Annotated in this window: 13 protein-coding genes; 5 read left to right on the forward strand and 8 right to left on the reverse strand. The window is 50.4% G+C overall.

Annotated features, from left to right (window positions below):
• Positions 1–37: 37 nt before the first annotated feature.
• Positions 38–3,247 carry a SpoIIE family protein phosphatase gene (locus tag IM638_10330; GenBank protein MCA6363424.1) on the reverse strand — a complete coding sequence of 1,070 codons (3,210 nt, stop codon included), beginning with the start codon at positions 3,245–3,247 and terminating at the stop codon, positions 38–40.
• 203 nt (positions 3,248–3,450) lie between these two features.
• Here IM638_10330 and IM638_10335 point away from each other — a divergent pair, with 203 nt between their 5' ends.
• The 3 genes from IM638_10335 to IM638_10345 are packed head-to-tail and all read left to right on the forward strand — an operon-like array spanning position 3,451 to position 11,970.
• On the forward strand, positions 3,451–10,785 hold the full coding sequence (locus tag IM638_10335) for a VCBS repeat-containing protein (protein MCA6363425.1): 7,335 nt from the start codon (positions 3,451–3,453) through the stop codon (positions 10,783–10,785).
• The gene (locus IM638_10340; protein ID MCA6363426.1) at positions 10,786–11,529 is read left to right on the forward strand and encodes an SOS response-associated peptidase; all 744 of its coding nucleotides are present in this window, start codon (positions 10,786–10,788) and stop codon (positions 11,527–11,529) included. It abuts the gene before it with no gap.
• Positions 11,530–11,571: 42 nt separating this feature from the next.
• Positions 11,572–11,970 (forward strand): hypothetical protein, encoded by a 399-nt coding sequence (locus tag IM638_10345; protein ID MCA6363427.1) that lies wholly within the window; start codon positions 11,572–11,574, stop codon positions 11,968–11,970.
• 275 nt (positions 11,971–12,245) lie between these two features.
• On the opposite strand, the gene IM638_10350 is transcribed toward IM638_10345, so the two are convergent.
• The 5 genes from IM638_10350 to IM638_10370 form a co-directional block, all read right to left on the reverse strand.
• Positions 12,246–13,787, reverse strand: coding sequence for an acyl-CoA carboxylase subunit beta (locus IM638_10350; protein ID MCA6363428.1), 1,542 nt, complete (start codon positions 13,785–13,787; stop codon positions 12,246–12,248).
• Between the two features lie 414 nt (positions 13,788–14,201).
• Complete coding sequence (locus IM638_10355; GenBank protein ID MCA6363429.1) at positions 14,202–14,858, reverse strand: response regulator transcription factor; 657 nt, start codon at positions 14,856–14,858, stop codon at positions 14,202–14,204.
• A 32-nt stretch (positions 14,859–14,890) separates the two neighbouring features.
• On the reverse strand, positions 14,891–15,691 hold the full coding sequence (locus IM638_10360) for a hypothetical protein (GenBank protein ID MCA6363430.1): 801 nt from the start codon (positions 15,689–15,691) through the stop codon (positions 14,891–14,893).
• Positions 15,658–16,302 (reverse strand): hypothetical protein, encoded by a 645-nt coding sequence (locus IM638_10365; GenBank protein ID MCA6363431.1) that lies wholly within the window; start codon positions 16,300–16,302, stop codon positions 15,658–15,660. Before IM638_10365 ends, IM638_10360 begins: the two co-directional genes overlap by 34 nt.
• A gap of 30 nt (positions 16,303–16,332) precedes the next feature.
• Complete coding sequence (locus IM638_10370; protein ID MCA6363432.1) at positions 16,333–16,803, reverse strand: hypothetical protein; 471 nt, start codon at positions 16,801–16,803, stop codon at positions 16,333–16,335.
• Between the two features lie 289 nt (positions 16,804–17,092).
• Between IM638_10370 and IM638_10375 the strand changes: the two genes are divergently transcribed.
• Positions 17,093–17,899 carry a hypothetical protein gene (locus IM638_10375; protein MCA6363433.1) on the forward strand — a complete coding sequence of 269 codons (807 nt, stop codon included), beginning with the start codon at positions 17,093–17,095 and terminating at the stop codon, positions 17,897–17,899.
• An 88-nt stretch (positions 17,900–17,987) separates the two neighbouring features.
• Here IM638_10375 and IM638_10380 read toward each other — a convergent pair whose 3' ends face one another.
• Complete coding sequence (locus IM638_10380) at positions 17,988–19,442, reverse strand: DUF2807 domain-containing protein (GenBank protein MCA6363434.1); 1,455 nt, start codon at positions 19,440–19,442, stop codon at positions 17,988–17,990.
• A gap of 94 nt (positions 19,443–19,536) precedes the next feature.
• Positions 19,537–19,884: a hypothetical protein gene (locus tag IM638_10385; protein ID MCA6363435.1), complete on the reverse strand. Its 348-nt coding sequence runs from the start codon at positions 19,882–19,884 to the stop codon at positions 19,537–19,539.
• 128 nt (positions 19,885–20,012) lie between these two features.
• Here IM638_10385 and IM638_10390 point away from each other — a divergent pair, with 128 nt between their 5' ends.
• Positions 20,013–20,339 (forward strand): hypothetical protein, encoded by a 327-nt coding sequence (locus IM638_10390; protein ID MCA6363436.1) that lies wholly within the window; start codon positions 20,013–20,015, stop codon positions 20,337–20,339.
• Positions 20,340–20,341: the final 2 nt, after the last annotated feature.

A 20,341-nucleotide genomic window follows, 5' to 3' on the forward strand; every position in this document is an offset into this window, starting at 1 on the left:
TTTTCACTTTCGGCAAGTATGTTATCGCGTTCCCCCATCAAAACCGCACACCCATCACCAGAATATCATCCACCTGCTCATTCGCACCCATCCACGCTTTCAGTTCCTCATCCATCTTCGCATTCTGAATATTCATTGGTTGCGAATGTATTGTGCTGAGTAAAGTTTTAAAACGCGAATACAAATACTTCTTCCCTTTTTCGCCTCCAAACTGATCGGGATAGCCGTCGGTGAAAAGGTAAATGGCGTCGCCGGGGGCGATGTCGATTGTGGTTTCGGTGAAGGGATGGAGTACATCGCCGTAAGCGCCGATGGGTTGTGCGTTGGTTTTGTATTCGGTGAGTGAGCCTGCGCGGAAATGATAAAGCGGATTGTTTGCGCCGCTGAAGATGAGTTTACCGGTGTGGCGTTCCCAGCAGCAGAGCACCATGTCCATGCCGTCGCGGTTTTCGGAATCGGCGCCGCGCTGGCGCAGGGCAAGCATAAGTTTATCGCGCAGGGTGTTGAGGATGTGTGCGGGCGAAGGCGTTTCTTCTTCGTTGAGAATTTCGTGCAGGAGTGAGTTACCGATGATGCTCATGAATGCGCCCGGCACGCCATGCCCGGTGCAGTCGATGGCGGCAAAATAAATACGGTCGCCTTTGGGGAAATGCCAGTAGAAATCGCCGCTCACCACATCGCGCGGACGGAAGAACACGAAATGATCGGTGAATGTTTTGGCGAGTTCCTTGGCCTCGGGCAGCATGGCGGTTTGAATACGGCGTGCGTAGTTGATACTGTCTTTAATGTCTTTGTAGGCCACCGAAAGCTGGTCGTTGGCCACGCGCAACTCGGCAGTACGTTCCTGCACGCGGTCTTCGAGCACTTTTTTCTCGCGCTGCAAGCGTGCGGTGCGCGTGCGGATAAATGCATAAATGCCGGCCACACTCAGCAAGGCCATGAGGGCAATGAACCACCATGTTTTCCAGAACGGCGGGCGAATGGAAAACGGATAGCTGAATACCACATTGCTCCACACGCCGTCGCGGTTTTGTGCTTTTACCACAAAACGGTAATCGCGGCCGGGCGGAATGTTGGTGTACACTGCTTCGTTGCCTGTAGTAAGCGGCGACCAGTTATCATCAAGCCCTTCGAGCATAAACTGATAGCGCACATTGTCGGTGCTGAGCGCCTGAAAGTCGAACGTAAGGTGATTATCGCGGTAGCTGAATACGGGATTGAGCGGGTAACCTTTTAACGGATCTGGCGTGAGGCCGAGTTTGGCCCAGTCGGCCGGCTGATAAAACAAACGAATGCCGTTGAGCACAACTGCCGGCGGGTTGGTATTTGGAAAATCAAGGCGCTGATTCCAGCGGGCAAGTCCTTCGCCTGTTCCCATCCACACCAATCCGTTTTTATCTTCAAACAAGGCATTCTGGCTTACTTCCGGGCTTCTCATTCCGTCGCCGGTACCAATAAATTTAAGCTTCGACACTGTAAATCCGCCTCCGAAAGCAAGCACATTGATGCCTTTATCTGTACCCACCCAAAGCTGACCTTTGCTGTCGGTTAAAAGCGCATAAATCAGGTCGGAGCAAAGCCCTTGGGCCGAACTGATTACCGTAAACCGGCCACCGCTGAAACAGGAAATTCCGTTATCGCTGGTACCGAAATACAAACTGCCACCGGCACCGGTTGTTGCAGACCAGACGGTGTTATCGCCAAGCCCTTCCTTTTCGGTAAATGGGGTGGTTTTGCCATCAGGGGCAAAACGAATTACGCCCTGCTGCAGCGTGCCTATCCAGATATTTCCGGCATTGTCTTCGCACATTGAAAGCAGGTTGTTTGTTGGCAATCCGGTGCTGTCGGTAAAACGGCGGAACTGGTCTTTCTGTTCGCTGGCGGGAAACACGGCCAAACCGTTTCCGTATGAAATTACCCAGACATTCCCGCTTCTGTCGCAGTGAATACGAGGTATGGTGCGTGTGGCAAAGTAAGTGTTATAGGTAGCTGTTTCGGGAAGTTTTTCCCATTTGCCGTTTTGCCAGCCAAGTACCACAAAACCTTCGGGCTGGTTTTCGCAACCCACCCAAAGACGGCCTTTACGGTCTTCGCAGATCGCAGTAACCGAATGTCCGTTGAGTTCGGGAATATCTACCGGCACCATTTTGTTTTCTATAATTTGCAGCAAGCCGCCATTGGACACACCAGCCAGCTGATTGCCCCGGCTGTCGGTAAAAAAAGCCGTAACCACTTTTCGCGGCAGCCCTTCCTTGTCGGTATAATGCACAATGGCTTCGTTACGGAACAAACAAAGTCCGGCTGTAGTGCCAATCCAGATGTTGCCTTCCGCATCTTCAATAAGCGAAAGGATATTGTTTGAAGGCAGTCCGTTTGCTTCGGTGTAAAGAAAAGAGCCTGCTGCATTGTATTTGTAGAGGCCGGTTTTGGCGGCTATCCAGTAATTGCCGTGGTGGTCTTCCACCATGCCTGAAATGAGCCCGCCTTCAATTTCGGGCACGGCAAGATGCCGCGCCTTACCGTTTTTTCCCAAAATATCAATGCCTTTGGATACCGATGCCAGCCACACTTCTCCTTTCGAATCGGCCAGAATGGAGTAATAGGAAGTAGCCGTTAATCCGTTATCTGCATTGTAGTTGGTAAACGTTTTCCCGTCGAAACTGAATACCCCTTTCCCACGCGACCCAAGCCACACAAGCCCCTTCTGATCAATTGTACCTTTCAGCAGGTGTGAGGCCGGAAGTCCGTTTTTTTCATTGAACACATCAAAATCCTTCCCGTTAAACCGGGCCAGTCCGCCACCAAAAGTAGTCACAAGCATATTCCCCGCCTTGTCGGGAAAAACAGCATATACGGTATTGTGCGGCAGTGCCTTCGGATTTTTTTTGTCTTTATCCTCCTGAAAAACAGTGAACCCTGTTCCGTCATATTTTGCTACACCAAAACCATAGGTGGCAATCCAGATATTCCCCTTCCCGTCTTCCGAAATGGAGGTAATGTCGTTCCCGGGTAATCCGTTTTTCTCCGTAAAATTTACAAAATGTTTACCATCAAAACGGCTCACACCACCCTGGGTTCCGAACCAAAGATAGCCGCGACTGTCGCGGAAAATGGTCTTTACAATGGAATGCACAAGACCATCGCGGGTGCCATACAGTTTAAAATTATATTGCTGGGCATAAACCGGCCATGCGGCTAACAAAGCCACACACAGCATTAAGCGACGAAAAAGGGGAATTACAGGCATTGCCACAAATGTATAAGATTGACACGAACCATAAAACCCTGATTCAGTTTGGTTGGCTGCTTGAGAAAATTACGGCTGTAACCTGATTTTTTATCACAAAATCATTATAAAAATGCGGCTTAAAACAGGATCAATAAGCCTGAAAAGCCTATTTTAGTATTGAATTCCCAGACCTCAGAACCGTTTCCAGAAAAAATTACTGCATGAATAAAATAGTTACCCGTCTCTGCATTGTGTTTTTTGTGCTTGTATCACATGCGGGCTACGCACAAACACCTTCTTCAAATATTCAATTTGCATCGCTGGGCACTACCAGTTACAATATTAACTGGACATCCGGCACCGGTGTGGGCCGTATTGCGGTGTTGCGTGCCTCATCAAGCAGCATTGCTTTTCCGGTTGATAATACGGTGTACACAAACAGTTCTACGTTTGGTTCTGGTTCCAATCTGGGCAATGCGAACTATGTAATTTATAAAGGCACAGGTTCTTCCATTACGGTTTCGGGTCTTACGCCGTTTACCAACTACACTGTGACCATCTTTGAGTACAGCGGCTCGGCGGCGGTGCCAAACTACAATACACTATCATACGCCTCCGCTTCGCGCTACACGCTTGAAACATCGCCTACCACATCGCCGTCAGCACTTACGGCGTCAAGCATCAGTTCTTCTTCAGCGGCTTTAAGCTGGACAAACGGCAACGGTTCCTACACGCTTACCACGCTGCAGGCCGGCTCCACAAACAGCAACCTGCCGGTTGACGGCACTGTGTACGGATCGAGTTCAACTTATGGTAACGGAGCCACAGTGGGTTCCTCTGCTCCGTATTCCTACGTGGTTTTTAATGCGGCTTCGTCGTCGCTTACGGTAAGCGGCCTTTCTCCGTCAACCGATTACACGGCGGCGGCATTTGCATTCAGCGGTTTGCTGGGTGCGCAGAATTACCGCACCATTTCGTACCCCACCGAAAGTTTCACCACGCTTGCCAACCAGCCTACGGCCAATGCATCAAACCTGCGCTTCAAGGATATTGAAGATGATGCCATGACCATCAGCTGGCTGAATACGCCTACCTCATCGGGCGGCGGCACATCTCATCTTGTGCTCATGAGTACGTCTAGCACGGTTGACTTACCGGTTGACGGGACGCTTTACACGGCAAGTAGCAACTTTGGTTCGGGCTCGCTTATCGGGCAGAGTTATGTGGTGTATGCCGGATCGGGCAATGCTTTCCGTGTGCAGAACCTGAGCATGGAAACACAGTATTACATCCGCGTGTTTGAATACAACGGAAGCACCGGCACATTCAATCCCACGGCCAATTACCTTACCTCCACCTATCTCAGCGGCCAGCAGTATTCAAACACCACGCATCCGGGCAACACCTTGTCGAACATGACATTTACGGCCAACACAGGCAATGCGGTAACGGTAAACTGGACCGGCAGCCCCGGCCAGGCCAAAATTGTAACTGCCCGCGCAGGCCGTCGTCCTACGGCAATAGCCTTTGACGGAGTGAACGACCATGTGCTTGTGCCTTACAATTCAGTATTGCAGCCAAGTTCGGAAGTAACGCTTGAATGCTGGGTAAACCGCAGCAACTGGGCCACAGGCACAACCAATTCAGAATACTTTGCCGGCAATGCCGAAACCGGCGGCTACTGCATTCTGCAATTAGGCACTACGATATATGCATATACTTACCGCAACAATGCCTGGGGATTTACCGCATACAATGTAGCACACCTCTCGCCCGGCTGGCACCATTTTGCGGTAACCTACGACGGGCGCTACATACGCGGGTATGTGGACGGTGCAATTTATGGCGAGAATGATGCCGGCGCTAATTATCCGATTGGCTACACCAATTCAAACGCCTTTGTAATTGGTGCCGATGCCGGAACTGCCAGCACGGTAAGCAACGGTTACACCACGGCACAAATTGATGAGGTGCGGGTGTGGGACAACGGCCAGAGCGAGTTTTTGCTGAACTACTTCATGAATACATCGCTGCTGGGCAACGAAGCCAACCTCATCGGCTACTGGAAGCTGGACGATGGCAGTGCTGCCACATCCACTGCGCTCAACAGCGATGCTACCGGCGGAAGCGCACTTAACGGTACGCTTACCAACATGGTTACCACTGCCGCCACAAACTACACCGCAAGCGGAGGATGGGTCTATTCCGCATCGCCGGTAAATGCTCCGGTTGATTTTGCCACCTACGGCGCAAACAGCAACATTACAAACACACCGGCACAGTCTGTGGCGTTGCAAACACTCTCCGTACTCAATGCGGCATCGGGCACGCAAACCGTAACCGTGAGCGGACTAACACCGGGCACCTGGTACAATTTCAATGTGTATGATTACGACTTTGCAGTTGTAAATTCAAACAACCTTTATAACTACATCCCGCAATACGTACTTTCGGGCGAAGTGCAAACGGGCAGCTTAACGCCCACTGTTTCGTCCATAGCCCCCACATCGGGGCCAATTGGCACAACGGTAACAATTAACGGCACCAATTTCAGCACCACACTCACAAACAATGTAGTGTACTTTGGTGCGGTAAGAGCTACAGTACTTACAGCCAGCAGCACGCAGCTTACAGTAACAGTGCCTTTCGGTACACAGTTTGTGCCGGTTACGGTTTCTGTAAATGGCCTTACTGCCGCAGCGCCGCGCGAGTTTAATGTGACTTCGGTTTGCGCGGCTACCATCAACACTTCTTCATTTGGCATTTCATCCATCAACGCATCAAGCGCAGCTTACGAGCACCGGCAGCTTGATGTAAACAACGATGGCCGTCCGGATGTGGTGTATAATTTATTCAGCAGCGACGTGGTAGCTGTGAGCCGTGGCAATTCAATTAATGGTACCAATCCGCCCACGTTTAACACCGCGCTCAACTACACCACTTCCGAAAACCCATACGGAATGGAAATTGCCGATGTGGATATGGATGGAAGACCGGATGTGATTTCGTCGAACTCAAGCGGCGGTAAAATTTCTATTCATCGTGTGGCTTCAAACGGATCGCTGTTTATTCCGCCCATTGAAATACCCATTCCGTTCAGCAACCCGTCGGTAGTGCGGGCGGGTGATCTGGATGGTGACGGAAAAACAGATCTTGTGATCGGTTATTTTTCGGGAAGCAATATTACCGTGCTTCGCAATACCGGTTCGTTTGGTATGGTAAGTTTTGATCCTGCGGTGAATATTAACGTGGGCGCAATAAATCCGTCGAGTATTTATGTGCGTGATCTGGATGGAAACGGCAAGGCGGATATAGCCATTGGTTCGTACAACAGCGCAAACTTTTATACACTGCGCAATACAAGTGTGTCTGTAGGTTCAATTACGTTTGCAGCAATACAAACATTCTCTGCATCAACCGGCACCGTACAAAATATGGCACATGGCGATTTCAATATTGATGGCAGGCCCGATATGGTACTGGCCATGTCTGACAACCGTGTGCGGATATTCAACAACACATCTACCTCAGGCACAATCAGCTTTACACTGGCTACCACACTCACTTCGCTTTCGTCGTTTTCGTACTCGCCCATTTGCAACGATCTTGATGGCGACGGCCGCACGGATTTGGTGCTGGGCTATGTAAATACGCCTGAAATATCAATATGGGAAGCAACGGGCTCGTTCGGATTTGGTACACGTGTTGACTTTACGCCGCCCAACGGCACCGCATCGCTCAACGTAAGTGTGGGCGACTTTAATGCCGACGGGCGTCCGGATATTGCAGCCAGCGCGGTAGGTAATTTCATAAACATACTTACCAATACCATGAATGCGCTGGATCCCGAGCCTTCCACGGCGGCTTCCAACGTATCGGTATCGGGCATCACACAAACCAGCATGACGGTGAACTTTACGGCCGGCACCGGAGCCAACCGTCTGGTACTTGCCCGACAGGGAAGTGCAGTAACGAGCTTCCCGGTTGACGGAAACGGCTATACCGCCAACGCCACATTCGGTTCAGGCTCTGATTTGGGCGGCGGCACGTTTGTAGTATATAACGGCAACAGCAACTCGGTTACCATTACCGGCCTGCAGTCGAACACGCTTTATTACTTTTCTGTGGTTGAGTACAATGGTTCGAGTTGTACTTCAAACTACATGAGTACGCCAATTACAGCAAACAACCAGACGCTCAACACGCCGCCTACACTGAGCAGCATAAGCAACCCGGCAGCCATTTGCCGCAACTCGGGCCTGCAAACCGTAAACCTGAGCGGCATTGGCACAGGCTCGGTGAGTGAAACACAAACACTGAGCATCACCGCTACGTCAAACAACACCGCACTCATTCCCAACCCTACAGTCACTTACACCTCGCCCAACGCTACCGGCTCGCTTTCCTATACTCCGGTAACCAACGCCACAGGCACAGCCACCATTACGGTAACGGTAAACGACGGCGCCAGCAACAACAACACCTTTCAGCGCACCTTTGTGGTTACTGTAAACCAGCCGCCATCAACAGCCAACGCCGGGGTAACACAGTACATTTGTGCCAACGTGGCAAACCTTTCGGCCAACACGCCCGGCACCGGCACCGGCACGTGGTCAATCTTCTCTACCACCAACCCGGCCATAACCGTTGGCAATATCGGTAACGTAAACTCGCCCACCACCACACTCAGTGGTCTCAACACAAACGATAACGTGGTGCTTGCATGGACTATTTCCAATGCCCCCTGTGCTGCCTCGATTGATACGGTAACCATACGTCGTATTGCCTGCACGCTTCAGGCCAACTTTACCTGGTCGCCAACCACGCTGTGTGCATTAAACGCGTCAACCACAAACCAGATTTCATTCACCAACACTTCGGTAACTGCCAACCCAAGCCCGACGTGGACTTACAACTGGACTTTTGCAGGCCCCACCACACCCTCGCCTGCATCATCCACACAAGCCAACCCATCAAACATCACCTTTACCGGGCCGGGTTCATTTACAGTTACCCTCACTGCCAACGATGGCAGTGGTAACAGTGTATCCACACAAACCATCACCATAAATCCGTATCCGGCCACACCCGGAAGCATTACCGGACCTACATCGGTTTGTCAGGGTCAAACCAACGTGCCGTTTTCGGTAGTTCCGGTGGCTAATGCCACTACCTACAACTGGTCGCTGCCATCAGGAGCTACCATTGTGAGCGGAACGGGTACAAGTTCCATTCTGGTTAACTTCTCCAACTCGGCCACATCAAACTTCATTACCGTTAATGGTGTAAACAGTTGCGGCAACGGCGTATCGTCGGCACCGCTCAGTGTAACTGTGCTTCCGCTGCCTGCGGCCACCACGGTGGTTTCGGGGCCCACCTCAGTTTGTCAGGGACAAAACAATGTGGTGTTTGCCACATCAGCTGTAGCCAACGCCACGGGTTACACATGGACATTACCCGTGGGAGCTACTATTGTAAGCGGCAACAACACCAACAGCATTACGGTTAACTTCTCTACCGCCGCGCAATCGGGACCGGTGAATGTGGTGGCAACCAACAGTTGCGGCAGCGGCACCTCATCGGTAAACTTTAACCTTACGGTGAATCCGGTGCCGGGGGCTGCGGGTGTAATTACCAGTAATACGGCCGCAAGTGTGTGCCAGGGTGCAACGGGCGTAACCTACACGGTGCCCGCCATTGCAAGTGCCACCAGCTACAACTGGACTTTGCCTTCGGGCGCTACCATTGTAAGCGGCAACGGCACCAACAGCATTACGGTTGATTACAACAACCTGGCTGCTTCGGGCAACGTTACGGTGGCTGGTGTAAACAGCTGCGGCACGGGTGCCTCATCGTCGTTTGCGGTGACCACCAATCCGCTGCCGGGCAATGCAGGCGCAATACTTGGTACAGACACGGTGTGTCAGGGCCAGTTCAGTGTGAGCTATTTTGTAAGCAGCATTCCCAACGCATCAAGCTATGTGTGGACATTGCCGCCGGGTGCAAGCATAGTAAGCGGACAAGGGACCAACAGCATTACAGTTGATTTCTCGGCCTCGGCACAATCAGGACAGGTTACAGTAGCTGCTCAAAACGGCTGCGGCCTTGGCGTGGCTTCTGCGCCGCTTGGCGTAGTGGTGAATCCGCTGCCCGCCACACCCTCGAACATAGTTGGCAGCAGCACGGTTTGTCAGGGACAAAGCAGTGTGGTGTACAGCATTCTTCCGCTGGCCAATGCCACGGGTTATGTATGGACATTGCCTCCGGGCGCAACCATTGTAAGCGGCAACAACACCAACGCCATTACGGTTGATTTTTCTGAAACAGCGGTATCTGGTCCTGTACTGGTGTATGGCACCAATGCCTGCGGCAACGGACAATCGTCAGACACGCTTGTACTTACCGTAAATCCGCTGCCTGATGCAGCGGGAAACATCAGCGGCACTGCACTGGTGAACATCTGCCCCACGGCCACAGGCATCAGTTACAGCGTACCTGCTATTGCCAATGCAACATCGTATGTATGGACACTGCCCGCCGGCGCCACCATTGCCAGCGGCAACAACACCAGTGCCATTACTGTTGACTTTGCAGCAAACGCACAGCCGGGAGCGATTATGGTATATGGTCAGAATGCCTGCGGCAATGGCGACACGGCGATACTCAGCATCAGTTTTGCGCAGGTAACGCCTTCGGATATTTGTTTAGTAACTGTTGACTCCAACTCGCAATACAACCGCGTGGTGTGGGAAAAGCCGGTGGCCACAGATATTGACTCGTTCTACATTTTCCGTGAACTTACGGCCAACAACTATGTGCAGGTGGGTGCCGTGGATTATGACTCACTGAGTGTATTCATCGACTCGGTTTACACACCGCTGGCCAACCCGAACGTAACCTATCACCGATACAAAATTGCTTCGGTTGACTCATGCGGAAACCAGAGTACGCAAAGTGTCCATCACCGCACATTGTTCCTGCAATCAAACGTAGGTATTGGCGGTGTGGTAAACCTGAGCTGGAGCCAGTACGAAGGTGCAGTGGTGAGTTTCTACCGCATTCTGCGCGACAGTACCAATGCCGGGCAGTGGGAAGTAATTGACTCGGTATCGGGCAACAATACGCTTTACACCGATCCTACTCCGCCTATTTCGGCTTCTGTTACCAACATCCGCTACAAACTGCAAACCGTGTGGCTGGTTAGCTGTAATCCGACCCGCAACATTGTAACCTCAGAATCGAACCTGGGCGATGTGCCCCGGGCATTGATTTCGGTAGCTGAGTTTGAACTGGGCGGACAGGTATTTGCCTACCCGAATCCGTCGGACGGAAATGTGACTGTAACCTGTCCGTATTCCGAAACCGGCTACCGTATTGCGGTGTATGATGCCCCGGGCCGATTGGTTTACACACAGGATGTGGAAAGCCGCAACCTGAGCCGCGGGCAGAACCGTATTGATTTGCCGCTTGGTGGCCTGGCCTCAGGTACCTACTTCCTTGTGATGCAGGATGCCGGGGGGCGTTCGGCGCGGCTGAAGCTGGTGATACAACAGTAATTGAGATACCTTTTACAAACGCGGCAGCCACACACTGCCGCGTTTGTGTTTTTGCCGCTTACCTTTGCCTGCAAGCCCATGTGTTACAAAGTAGCCAACAAAGCCACCGCCGCGCAGCTCAGCACCGAGCTGGATGCCGAGTTTGACGAAGCCGAAAAATGGCAGCCCGAAACGGAGCTGAGCGGCTTTGCGCATCCGGCTTTGCCTGTACTTACAGATGGCCAAACGCGCAAACTTGAACTTATGCGCTGGGGCTTGATTCCGCACTGGGCAAGCAGCCTTTCGCAGGCTGAAGCACTGCGTAATCAAACACTGAATGCGCGGGCTGAAACGATGCTTGAAAAGCCCTCGTTTCGTGATGTGGCGCTTACACAGCGTTGTATAATACCCGTTACCGGCTTTTATGAATGGCAAACCAGCGGCCGCACCAAAACGCCCTATTTTCTGCAACCCGCCTCCGGAAACTTCTTTCTGCTGGGCGGTTTGTACAGTACGTGGGCACACCGCGAAACCGGAGAACTCATCCGTTCGTTTTCTATTGTTACCGTGCCCGCCAATGCCCTCATGGCCGAAATACACAACACCAAACAACGAATGCCCCTCATTCTAACGCCCGAAACGACCGGTGCATGGACTAATCCCGGTTTAGCGGCCAACAGCCTACCACAACTTTGCGTGCCCTGTTCCGAGGCGTTGATGCGGGCTGAAAATCTGAATGGCGACACACAAATAAGCCTTTTTTAAGACGGCATACTCGAACTGGCACCATTTTCGTTGTACATTAGTATGATGCGACTAATTGCCCTGCTGCTTATTACTGCTTTGCTTCCCTTTGTTTCGGGTTGCAATAAAGATGTGCCGCCCAAAATTTATCTGAAAACCGAAGGCACCTATGTGTCGGCAGACCTTGTGGTAACACCGGGCAGCAGTTTTACGGTGGGCAGCATAGCCGAAAAAACCAAAGACGAACTGAGCGCATTTTATGTGGAAGTAGCCTACGACGGTTCGAGCGCAGGCAGACTGGTTGACCGCTGGTTTATACACCCTGATTTTCGTTCGCGGTATGAAAAGGATTATGTGGTAACCGTGCGCAGCACACCCGGCCGCGAACGCTGGATTTTTAATGTGAATGATGAAGATGGCCGTATTTCGCGGCGCGAGATACGGGTAACGGTGCAGCCGTAGTGGTGGGCGGTGGCTTCGACAAGCTCAGGAATCGGTGGCTTCGACAAGCTCAGCCACCGCGACATGATCAGCCACCGGAATTCGATCAACTATTCCCGCAAAAAAGCCAGCAGATTCGATCTCCGCAGGCTTGCGTGCTCTCAGCCACCTCTACAAGTTCAGTCTCCACGACAACCTTACAAGACAAGCCTCCGCTTGTGAAATATGCAAAAACGGTGGCTGTTTCTCCGCTTCAGATGCGGGTTACAGCCACCGTTTTATTTATGGGTGATATTTTACAGCGGAATGTTACCGTGCTTTTTGGGCGGAAGTTTATCGGCCTTGTTCTGCAGCATGGCGAACGCGCGGATGAGTTTTTCGCGTGTTTGCGAAGGCTCGATTACTTCGTCCACATAGCCACGCTCGGCGGCGCGGTAGGGATTGGCAAACATTTCGGTGTATTCGGTTTCTTTTTCTTTCCACTTGGCGGCAGCATCTTCGGCAGCGGCGATTTCGTTTTTGAAGATGATTTCGGCTGCGCCTTTTGCACCCATTACGGCAATTTCGGCCGTGGGCCAGGCGTAGTTCATATCGGCGCCAATGTGTTTGGAGTTCATTACGTCATACGCCCCGCCGTAGGCTTTGCGTGTGATTACGGTAATGCGCGGCACGGTGGCTTCGCAGAATGCGTAAAGCAGTTTGGCTCCGTTGGTAATAATGGCATTCCACTCCTGATCGGTTCCCGGCAGGAAGCCCGGCACATCTTCAAACACGAGCAGGGGAATATTGAACGAATCGCAGAAACGGACAAAGCGCGCGGCTTTGGTGGATGCATGAATATCGAGCACACCGGCCAGCACGGCAGGCTGGTTGGCCACAATGCCAATGCTGCGTCCGGCAAGACGCGCAAAGCCCACCACGATGTTCTCGGCAAAGTGCTTGTGCACTTCGAGGAAGCTGTCGGCATCAATTACCTCGGCAATTACTTCACGAATATCGTAAGGCTGGTTGGGATTGGCGGGAATGATGCCGTTGAGCACTTCGCGCTTTTCGTTGCCGCTTTCATAAGGTACAAAAGGCGCTTCTTCCTCGCAGTTTTGCGGCATGTAGCTGAGCAGCGCGCGGATGTGCTGAATGCAGGCAATTTCGTTTTCGCAGGCAAAATGGGTAACGCCTGATTTGGAGGCGTGTGTCATGGCGCCGCCAAGTTCCTCAGAAGTCACTTCCTCGTGCGTAACCGTTTTTACCACATTGGGACCGGTTACAAACATGTAGGAAGTATTCTCGACCATGAGAATAAAATCGGTAATGGCCGGCGAATATACTGCACCACCCGCGCAAGGGCCCATGATGGCCGAAAGCTGCGGAATAACGCCCGAAGCGAGTGTGTTGCGGTAAAAAATATCGGCATAACCGCCCAGCGATACGACGCCTTCCTGAATGCGCGCTCCGCCCGAATCGTTGAGGCCGATGACCGGGGCGCCGTTTTTCATGGCGAGATCCATGATGCGGCAGATTTTTTCGGCATGTGTTTCGGAAAGCGAGCCGCCAAAGACGGTAAAGTCCTGCGAAAACACATATACCAGACGGCCGTTTACGTTGCCGTAGCCGGTTACCACACCATCGCCAAGGTACTTTTCTTTATCAAGGCCGAAATCGGTGGCGCGATGCGTTACGAGCATGCCAATTTCTTCGAAAGTGCCTTCGTCGAGCAGGAAGTGAAGACGTTCACGTGCGGTGAGTTTGCCTTTTTTATGCTGGGCATCAATGCGTTTTTGTCCGCCGCCAAGCATGGCCTGTTCGGTTTTTTCGCGGAGCGTGTTGAGTTTATCAGTCATTGCGGGTTTGCGAATGTAAAATGTAATCGGGGGTTAAAAGTACGAAATCGGCGGCAAGGCGGTGTTAAAAACGGTGTAAAGTAGGAAGCACGCGCAGCGCGGGCGGCAGCGCGTGAGCGATTGGAGCGGTTACCCCGCCTGAGCAGGATGTTTATTTGTGCAGTATGGCGGAGTAATAGCGGAAAGCGCGGCCCCGCTTTTTTTGCGGGGACACGCCCTGATTTTTTTTGTTAGTGTTTTTTTGGGGTACGAATAAGGGTGGGAGTATGAATCAAGTCTGGAGACTTGATTAAGGGGAGCGGAAAGTTTATTCGGCTTTGCCGAAGAAAACTTTCCGCAGCACCGTTGCGGGGCGCGATGCCTCGCGCCCTTACGGGAATCTGACATTGTTGCGGGGCGTGGTGCCTCGCGCCCTTACAGCATGACGATACGGTGGGAGATGGCGTAGAGTACAAGCCCCACGCGGCTGCGTACGTCGAGCTTATCGAAAAGTGCTTCGCGGTGACCGTCAACGGTGCGGATGCTGAGGTTCATGCGGTCGGCAATTTCCTTGTAGGTGAGTTCGGAGCAGGCGTATTTGAGAAATTCAAGTTCGCGGGGGGTGAGGCCTTTTTCTTTGGCCAGTGCTTCGGGCGTACGGTCGTGCGTGATGGCATTGACGAGATGCGAAGTGACCATTTCGGAATAATACACGCCGCGTTCGCAAAGTGTATCGAGCGCAATGCGAAGCTCGTCGGGCTGGGCATCTTTAAGCACATAGCCACGCGCGCCGGCACGGATCATGCGCACCACAGATTCCTCGTCGTTGTGCATGGATACGGCGAGCACTTTTACGTCTTCATATTTTTCGCGCAGGCGTGCGGCGGTTTCAAAGCCATCCATGCCGGGCATATTAATATCGAGCAGCACCACATCGGGAATATTGCGGGGCGATGAAAAACGGTCGAGCAGATCGCGGCCGCTGTGTACCTGATAGAGCACTTCGTACCGGTCAAAACGGCCAACAAGTTCGGCCAGGGCGCTGCTGAAAAGTTTGTGATCGTCAACAATAACTACGGAGCGGTGAGACATGGCAGGGGGAGTTTGGGAATATGCAAAATGTATTAAGGCACAGGCAAGTTAATGATTACTACTGTTCCCTGCGTGGGTGCCGGGTGATAAGTAACCGTGGCACCAATTAACCCGGCACGGCGCAGGAGGTTTTGTGTGCCGCTTCCTTTAGTCGGCTGTGCGGGCATTCCGTTGCCATTGTCGGTGATGGAAATGAGCAATGTGTGTTGTTTTTGTTCGATGCACACACCGATGTGGTTGCCACCGGAGTGGCGGATGGCGTTTTGCAGCAGTTCCTGCGCCATGCGGCAGAGAATGAGCGAAGTATCGGGCGGAAGTTCGGGAATAGTGCCGTTTTGTGTGAATGCGGCGGTAAACACGCCACTGCGCGAGATGCGTTCGGTTTCGGTACGCAGATTTTCGGTGATGGACTGGCGCAGGAGATAGTCGTTGTTGATGGCGTGCGAGAGTGAACGCAAATCGGCAATGGCGCGGCCGGTTATTTCGTTGGCTTCGGTGAGGCGGCTGCGGTGCGATGTATCAGTAAGCTGATCGATGAGGCCGCTCTGGTAAAGCCGCACCACCGAGAGCAGCTGGCCCACGTTGTCGTGAATTTCGGAGGCAATCTGCCGCTGCGTTTCTTCCTGCACTTCGAGCCGGGCCAGCTGAATTTCCTGCTCAAACCGCGAGAGCAGCAGTTCTTTTTCGCGGCTGAACTGCTGCTGGCGGCGACGGTAAAAAATGAGAAATGTAATGACCCATACCGCCAGCGCCGCCAGCAGCAGTGTGCCGAGTATAACGGCAATGACTACGGCAGTACTTACATCGTCTGTGGCGGTCGGCGTTTGAGGCATAGAATTCCGATGGCTACGCTGAGCAGCAGTGAGAGATTGAGGAATTGAATGATGCGTATTTCGAAGCGGGCAAACTCAGGATCAGTTTGCAGGAAATACAAAATGGTGCCGGCCGCAAATACATTGCAGAGGTAAAAGAAAAAGAAGCCGGCGTTTATCCAGAAAAGCGGCTCTTTATGTAGCGGCGCATTGTCATGCTGATGCAGCAGCGAACCAAAATAGCGCCCGGTAAGCCATACAATACTGCAACTGGCCACCATGAGCGAGTAGGTGTTAAACTGATTCCAGCCCTGACCGAAAAGCAGGTTGCACAACGCAAAAAGCAAATACACGCCAAGCAAAACAAAACCTGTTTTGCGGAGGCGTGTATTTATGTGTATGGAAAAAAGTACAAAGCTGGTAATGTAAAGCGGCATGCCGAGGTTGTGGATGGCATGGTTGCCGTTTAGCGAGAGAAGTTTGGGCAGATAAAGTGCCGAAAGCTCTATGATAAAAACAACGAGGAAGTATATGTAGAGCCAGCGGTTAAGCTGTTGGGTTAAAAGCCGAAACCGCCCGCTCATCAGAGCAAGTAAAAGCGCGAGCGCGATGAGGTAGGCGGTTTCGGGCATGTGAAATTTTACTTGACTAACAAATAGAACTCAATTTGCATCGAAATCTAATGAATTTCCCGGTGACATCAAGATAGCTTGACAACCACCTGGGGGACATAATGTACCAAAATCAAGAGCTGGTAATAAAATAGAGTCACCATTATTGAGCAATTCTTGATGCATATTTGTTGCCGCATTGGTTTTAGTAGCAACAAGCACTACCGTCATTTGACCTAACGTATTACGATCTTGACCTGGATAAGCCTGAATAGCAGCGTCTGAAACTGTAGCAAAATAAATTCGGCATCCATCAGCACCTTTATCTTCTAGTTTCTCAAGAAAACCTTGTAGTGCGTTAATCGTGAAATAAACTGATCTTGTTTGAGTTGTATATCCGTTGTTAACCAACGTTCTATATTGCTCTTGTCGGTACTTTTTAACCATACTCAAAGCAATACTTCTTTTAATTTCTTCAGCAGTAAAAGTTGCTGATTCTTCAGGAATAACTTTGAATGCCATTTTTAGAGATTTAAGAGGTTTATACTATTTGTTTCCAGCAAATATTCCCCAGTACACTAACGAATCCAAGTGCTTATTTTCGACATAAACGTCACTCATTGCAATAAAATGAAAATCAAATGCTTGCAAAATAAAAAAATCATCTAACACGGTATTATTCTTATCGTTTTATCTATTTCACCCTAAAAACATACCCGGGGAAAACACCCTCAAATTTTCTCTTTTTTCACGCTAATTATTGTATTAAAGATGACGGAGTTTTGTATCACACATTTTAAAACTCCTCACTATGAAAACAAAACTCATTCTTTTGCTAATTCTTTTTCTTTCAAAAGGAATTCATCTCAACTCTCAGGAAAAATCCGCCCCCTTTAATCCCATTGAACTTAAAGAAACAGGTATTATTTCCCATCTTATGGTAGTAAAACAAACATCAGAATATAAAACAAAATTTTACCTGACCCGATGGTCTGAAGAAATTATCAAAATTGATGACGTAATAAAGAAAATCATTAATTCTGATACTATTAAAATGTTGGAAAAACACAAAGAGAGTTATAAGAACGCAATCGACTCTATTTCTATAAGATATACCCGCTTACAAACAGCCTATGATCGTATAGTTCTTCAACTTGACTACATTATTCAATCGAGAAACAGAAGTTTATTTATTAAAAGATTAAATAGAAACATCCGAAAAAGTAATCCGCAAAAATCATTTACGATTAAAGGTACAAATACAATGAAGCTATTTCTTAGCAATCTTAATACATGCCTTCTGCAATATGAGTTACTTCTCAGCACCATTGATGTAAAAAACGCTAAGCTTATACCATTTAATCCTAATGTTTATTATGATAAAAACGATCCAGAAAACAGCAGTTTCACCACATCTAATTTAAATCTACCTGATCTAATAAGCACAACCGAGCAAATAGTAGGAATCGCCAATACAATCGATGAAATGAACGGAAGACGTGTAGATGATGTAAGTAAGTTACTTCAAGCCTGTCGCTTCAAATCAGTAACTGAACTACTCACTACTAAGAAAGAAGAAGAAGAAAAGAAATGCGAATGCGAAGACAATAAAGAATAACAAAAAAACCGCCCGCCCCTGCGGAAGCAAAGCGGGGCGGGCGGTTAACTATTCCGTTGCAACAGAAAATCGTTTCGCGGAAACCGGTTTAGAAATTCAAGCTCAAACCGGCCGACCAGGGATAAAACACCGGGCCTTTTTCGCGTTCAAAAAGTGTGGTGAGTGAATAAGAACCAAAGAGTGTAAACTCGCCGTAACCGATGCGGGCAATGGCATCAAACCGGAACGGATTTACGTTGTAGCTGTCTTTAAATGTGCGCTTCTGTGTCTGTCCGTCCATTTCGAAACGCTGCTTTACTTTGTTCCTGAAAATATTGTAGCCAAACTGCATGCCGGCTGCCACGTGGAACGAATGGTCGGCATCGTTGTTGTTGCTGTTGTACTCAAGGAACAGCGGCACATTTACATAACACATGTTTAAACGGTTGCGGCTGAAATTGCGGGTCGAATCGAAGGCTGATGTCTGGAAAGGTACATTGCTGGCAAGTGTGTAGTTGCCTTTAAAGTTGTAGTGATACCAGGTGAGCCCAAGGCCGGTGCCAAGATTCAGGTTGTTGCGGTAGATGTGCAGGTTTTTCTGAAACATGTTCCAGCCAAATACATACGACTTTGCATAGTTGAGCTCAAAGGGTTCGAAACCATTGGGCAGCTGTATCTGGTTGTCGGCGCTGAGGTAACCGTTTACACCAAAATCGAGACCGCGCCAGAATTTGAAATCGTCGTCATCGGCATCCTTTTCACGTTCCGAACGTTCATCGTCCACAAAATCACTACCGGCAATTGAAATGGTTCGGCCGTTTCCGATGGGAATGTGAAGGGTGTCGTTTGAAGAGGAGCCTGGGCGGGCTGCTTCACCTTCGCGGTGTTCAATTTCGGCGCCGCCCGATTTGTAGAGTGATTCGGAAACAGGGCCGTAGTAGCGGATAGTGGATGCACCGCTGGCATTACCCGAAATTGATTTATACACCGAGGTATGAAGCGTAGAAGCGCCGGAGGTCACCACATCGGCCGTTTGTGCGCGGAGCTGGAAGGCTTTCAGTTCTGATGCGCCGCTGGCTACACCTTTAAACGTTTCGGTTTCGCCATACAGTTTAAGTTCCGATGCACCTGAGGTTTGCGCATCCACCTTGCTGGCCTTTACCAGAATTTTTCCTTCGGAAGCACCCGAAAACTGAATGCGCATGGAATCGGTTTGCAGGGTGTCTTTGCATTTTATGGCCGATGAACCTGACGCTTCAATTGAACTGAGCTTACGGGCTGCCACGCGCACCGTAATCTGGTTGCCGTCTGCACGCTCGGCCTTATCGGTATTTATTACAAGAATACCATTCTCCACATTGGCCGTTACCAGTTGAGCCGCTTTGGCAGTAGCGGCTTCCACCACCACCGAATTCGAATCGGCACTTTGCTTAATTATTACTACTACGGCTCCGTTGGTGCGTATGCCGTTAAAATCGCCTACACTGCGCACTTCCTTGCTTTGCGCACAAAGTGAGCCTGCAAAAACAACTGCAGTGGCTGCACTCATCAACATATTTTTCATTGCGTTCATTTTATTCGGGGGGATAAATATGCTTATACTTTGTTTTTGTGGGACGTGATTGGGGGATGTTTGTTACAACCCAGACACGAATTTATTATAAAACACTGAAATTTAACCAGATAGAATACATTTCCGTTTTGCCGGTGGCCGTAAACTGCAGGGCCTCAAACTGGCGCGCAATGGATGCTTTTACCAGCTGGTTGCCGCTGCCCACTTCCTGCACATTCACATGCCCCTCGGCATCAATGGTAAACACAACCAGCACGCGCTGCTGACCGGCCTGTGTTTTCAACGCTTCGGGCAGGCGAATGGCCTGGCGGATGGTGTTTACAATATACTCCTGCTGCGCTGCCGAAGCCGTGGCAGCAGGAGTAGTACTTAAGGGTGCAGCTGCCAGTGAACCGGCAAATACAAGGGCGAAGAAGAGAACAATAGTTTTCATGGGTATATGTTTTGTGCGGTTTGTCGTTGTTTATGCATACGACGGGGCCGGGCAGCTGCTTGTTACAGGGCATACTAATTTTTTTAGCCGCCCGCTTCCTTTCGTGCGCTGTGCTAACTTTGTGTACAATGTACCCGCCTCAAAAACAAACTCCGCCCGTCACGCAGCCATTGCCTCATTTGCCGTCAAGCCGGTTGCTTGTGGTGCTGGGTGTAGCATCCATTGTGTTTGCCGGTCTGGTGGGAGCGGCCATATCGGCGGCAGTATTCATACAAAGCGGCCGGAGCCTGCGTGAATATGAAAAACGTCCCTCAAGGTGGAGTAAAATTTCAGTTAAACGCATCCGCACCGCGCGCACGCTGGCTGTAGTTGGTGCGTGTATTTCTGCAGTTGTATTATTATTCGGACTGGTGTATGTAATTGTGGAGTGGGATTCACTGCAAGGATATTTTTAATT

This window comes from Bacteroidota bacterium (genome assembly GCA_020402865.1).
In the GTDB taxonomy this organism is placed as follows: Bacteria; Bacteroidota; Bacteroidia; order Palsa-965; family Palsa-965.

Bases quoted from the DNA above. Each gene is read 5' to 3' on its own strand.
- IM638_10330 (MCA6363424.1), bottom strand. From the start codon at position 3,247: ATGCCTGTAATTCCCCTTTTTCGTCGCTTAATGCTGTGTGTGGCTTTG.
- IM638_10335 (MCA6363425.1), top strand. From the start codon at position 3,451: ATGAATAAAATAGTTACCCGTCTCTGCATTGTGTTTTTTGTGCTTGTA.
- IM638_10345 (MCA6363427.1), top strand. From the start codon at position 11,572: ATGATGCGACTAATTGCCCTGCTGCTTATTACTGCTTTGCTTCCCTTT.
- IM638_10350 (MCA6363428.1), bottom strand. From the start codon at position 13,787: ATGACTGATAAACTCAACACGCTCCGCGAAAAAACCGAACAGGCCATG.
- IM638_10355 (MCA6363429.1), bottom strand. From the start codon at position 14,858: ATGTCTCACCGCTCCGTAGTTATTGTTGACGATCACAAACTTTTCAGC.
- IM638_10360 (MCA6363430.1), bottom strand. From the start codon at position 15,691: ATGCCTCAAACGCCGACCGCCACAGACGATGTAAGTACTGCCGTAGTC.
- IM638_10365 (MCA6363431.1), bottom strand. From the start codon at position 16,302: ATGCCCGAAACCGCCTACCTCATCGCGCTCGCGCTTTTACTTGCTCTG.
- IM638_10370 (MCA6363432.1), bottom strand. From the start codon at position 16,803: ATGGCATTCAAAGTTATTCCTGAAGAATCAGCAACTTTTACTGCTGAA.
- IM638_10375 (MCA6363433.1), top strand. From the start codon at position 17,093: ATGAAAACAAAACTCATTCTTTTGCTAATTCTTTTTCTTTCAAAAGGA.
- IM638_10380 (MCA6363434.1), bottom strand. From the start codon at position 19,442: ATGAAAAATATGTTGATGAGTGCAGCCACTGCAGTTGTTTTTGCAGGC.
- IM638_10385 (MCA6363435.1), bottom strand. From the start codon at position 19,884: ATGAAAACTATTGTTCTCTTCTTCGCCCTTGTATTTGCCGGTTCACTG.
- IM638_10390 (MCA6363436.1), top strand. From the start codon at position 20,013: ATGTACCCGCCTCAAAAACAAACTCCGCCCGTCACGCAGCCATTGCCT.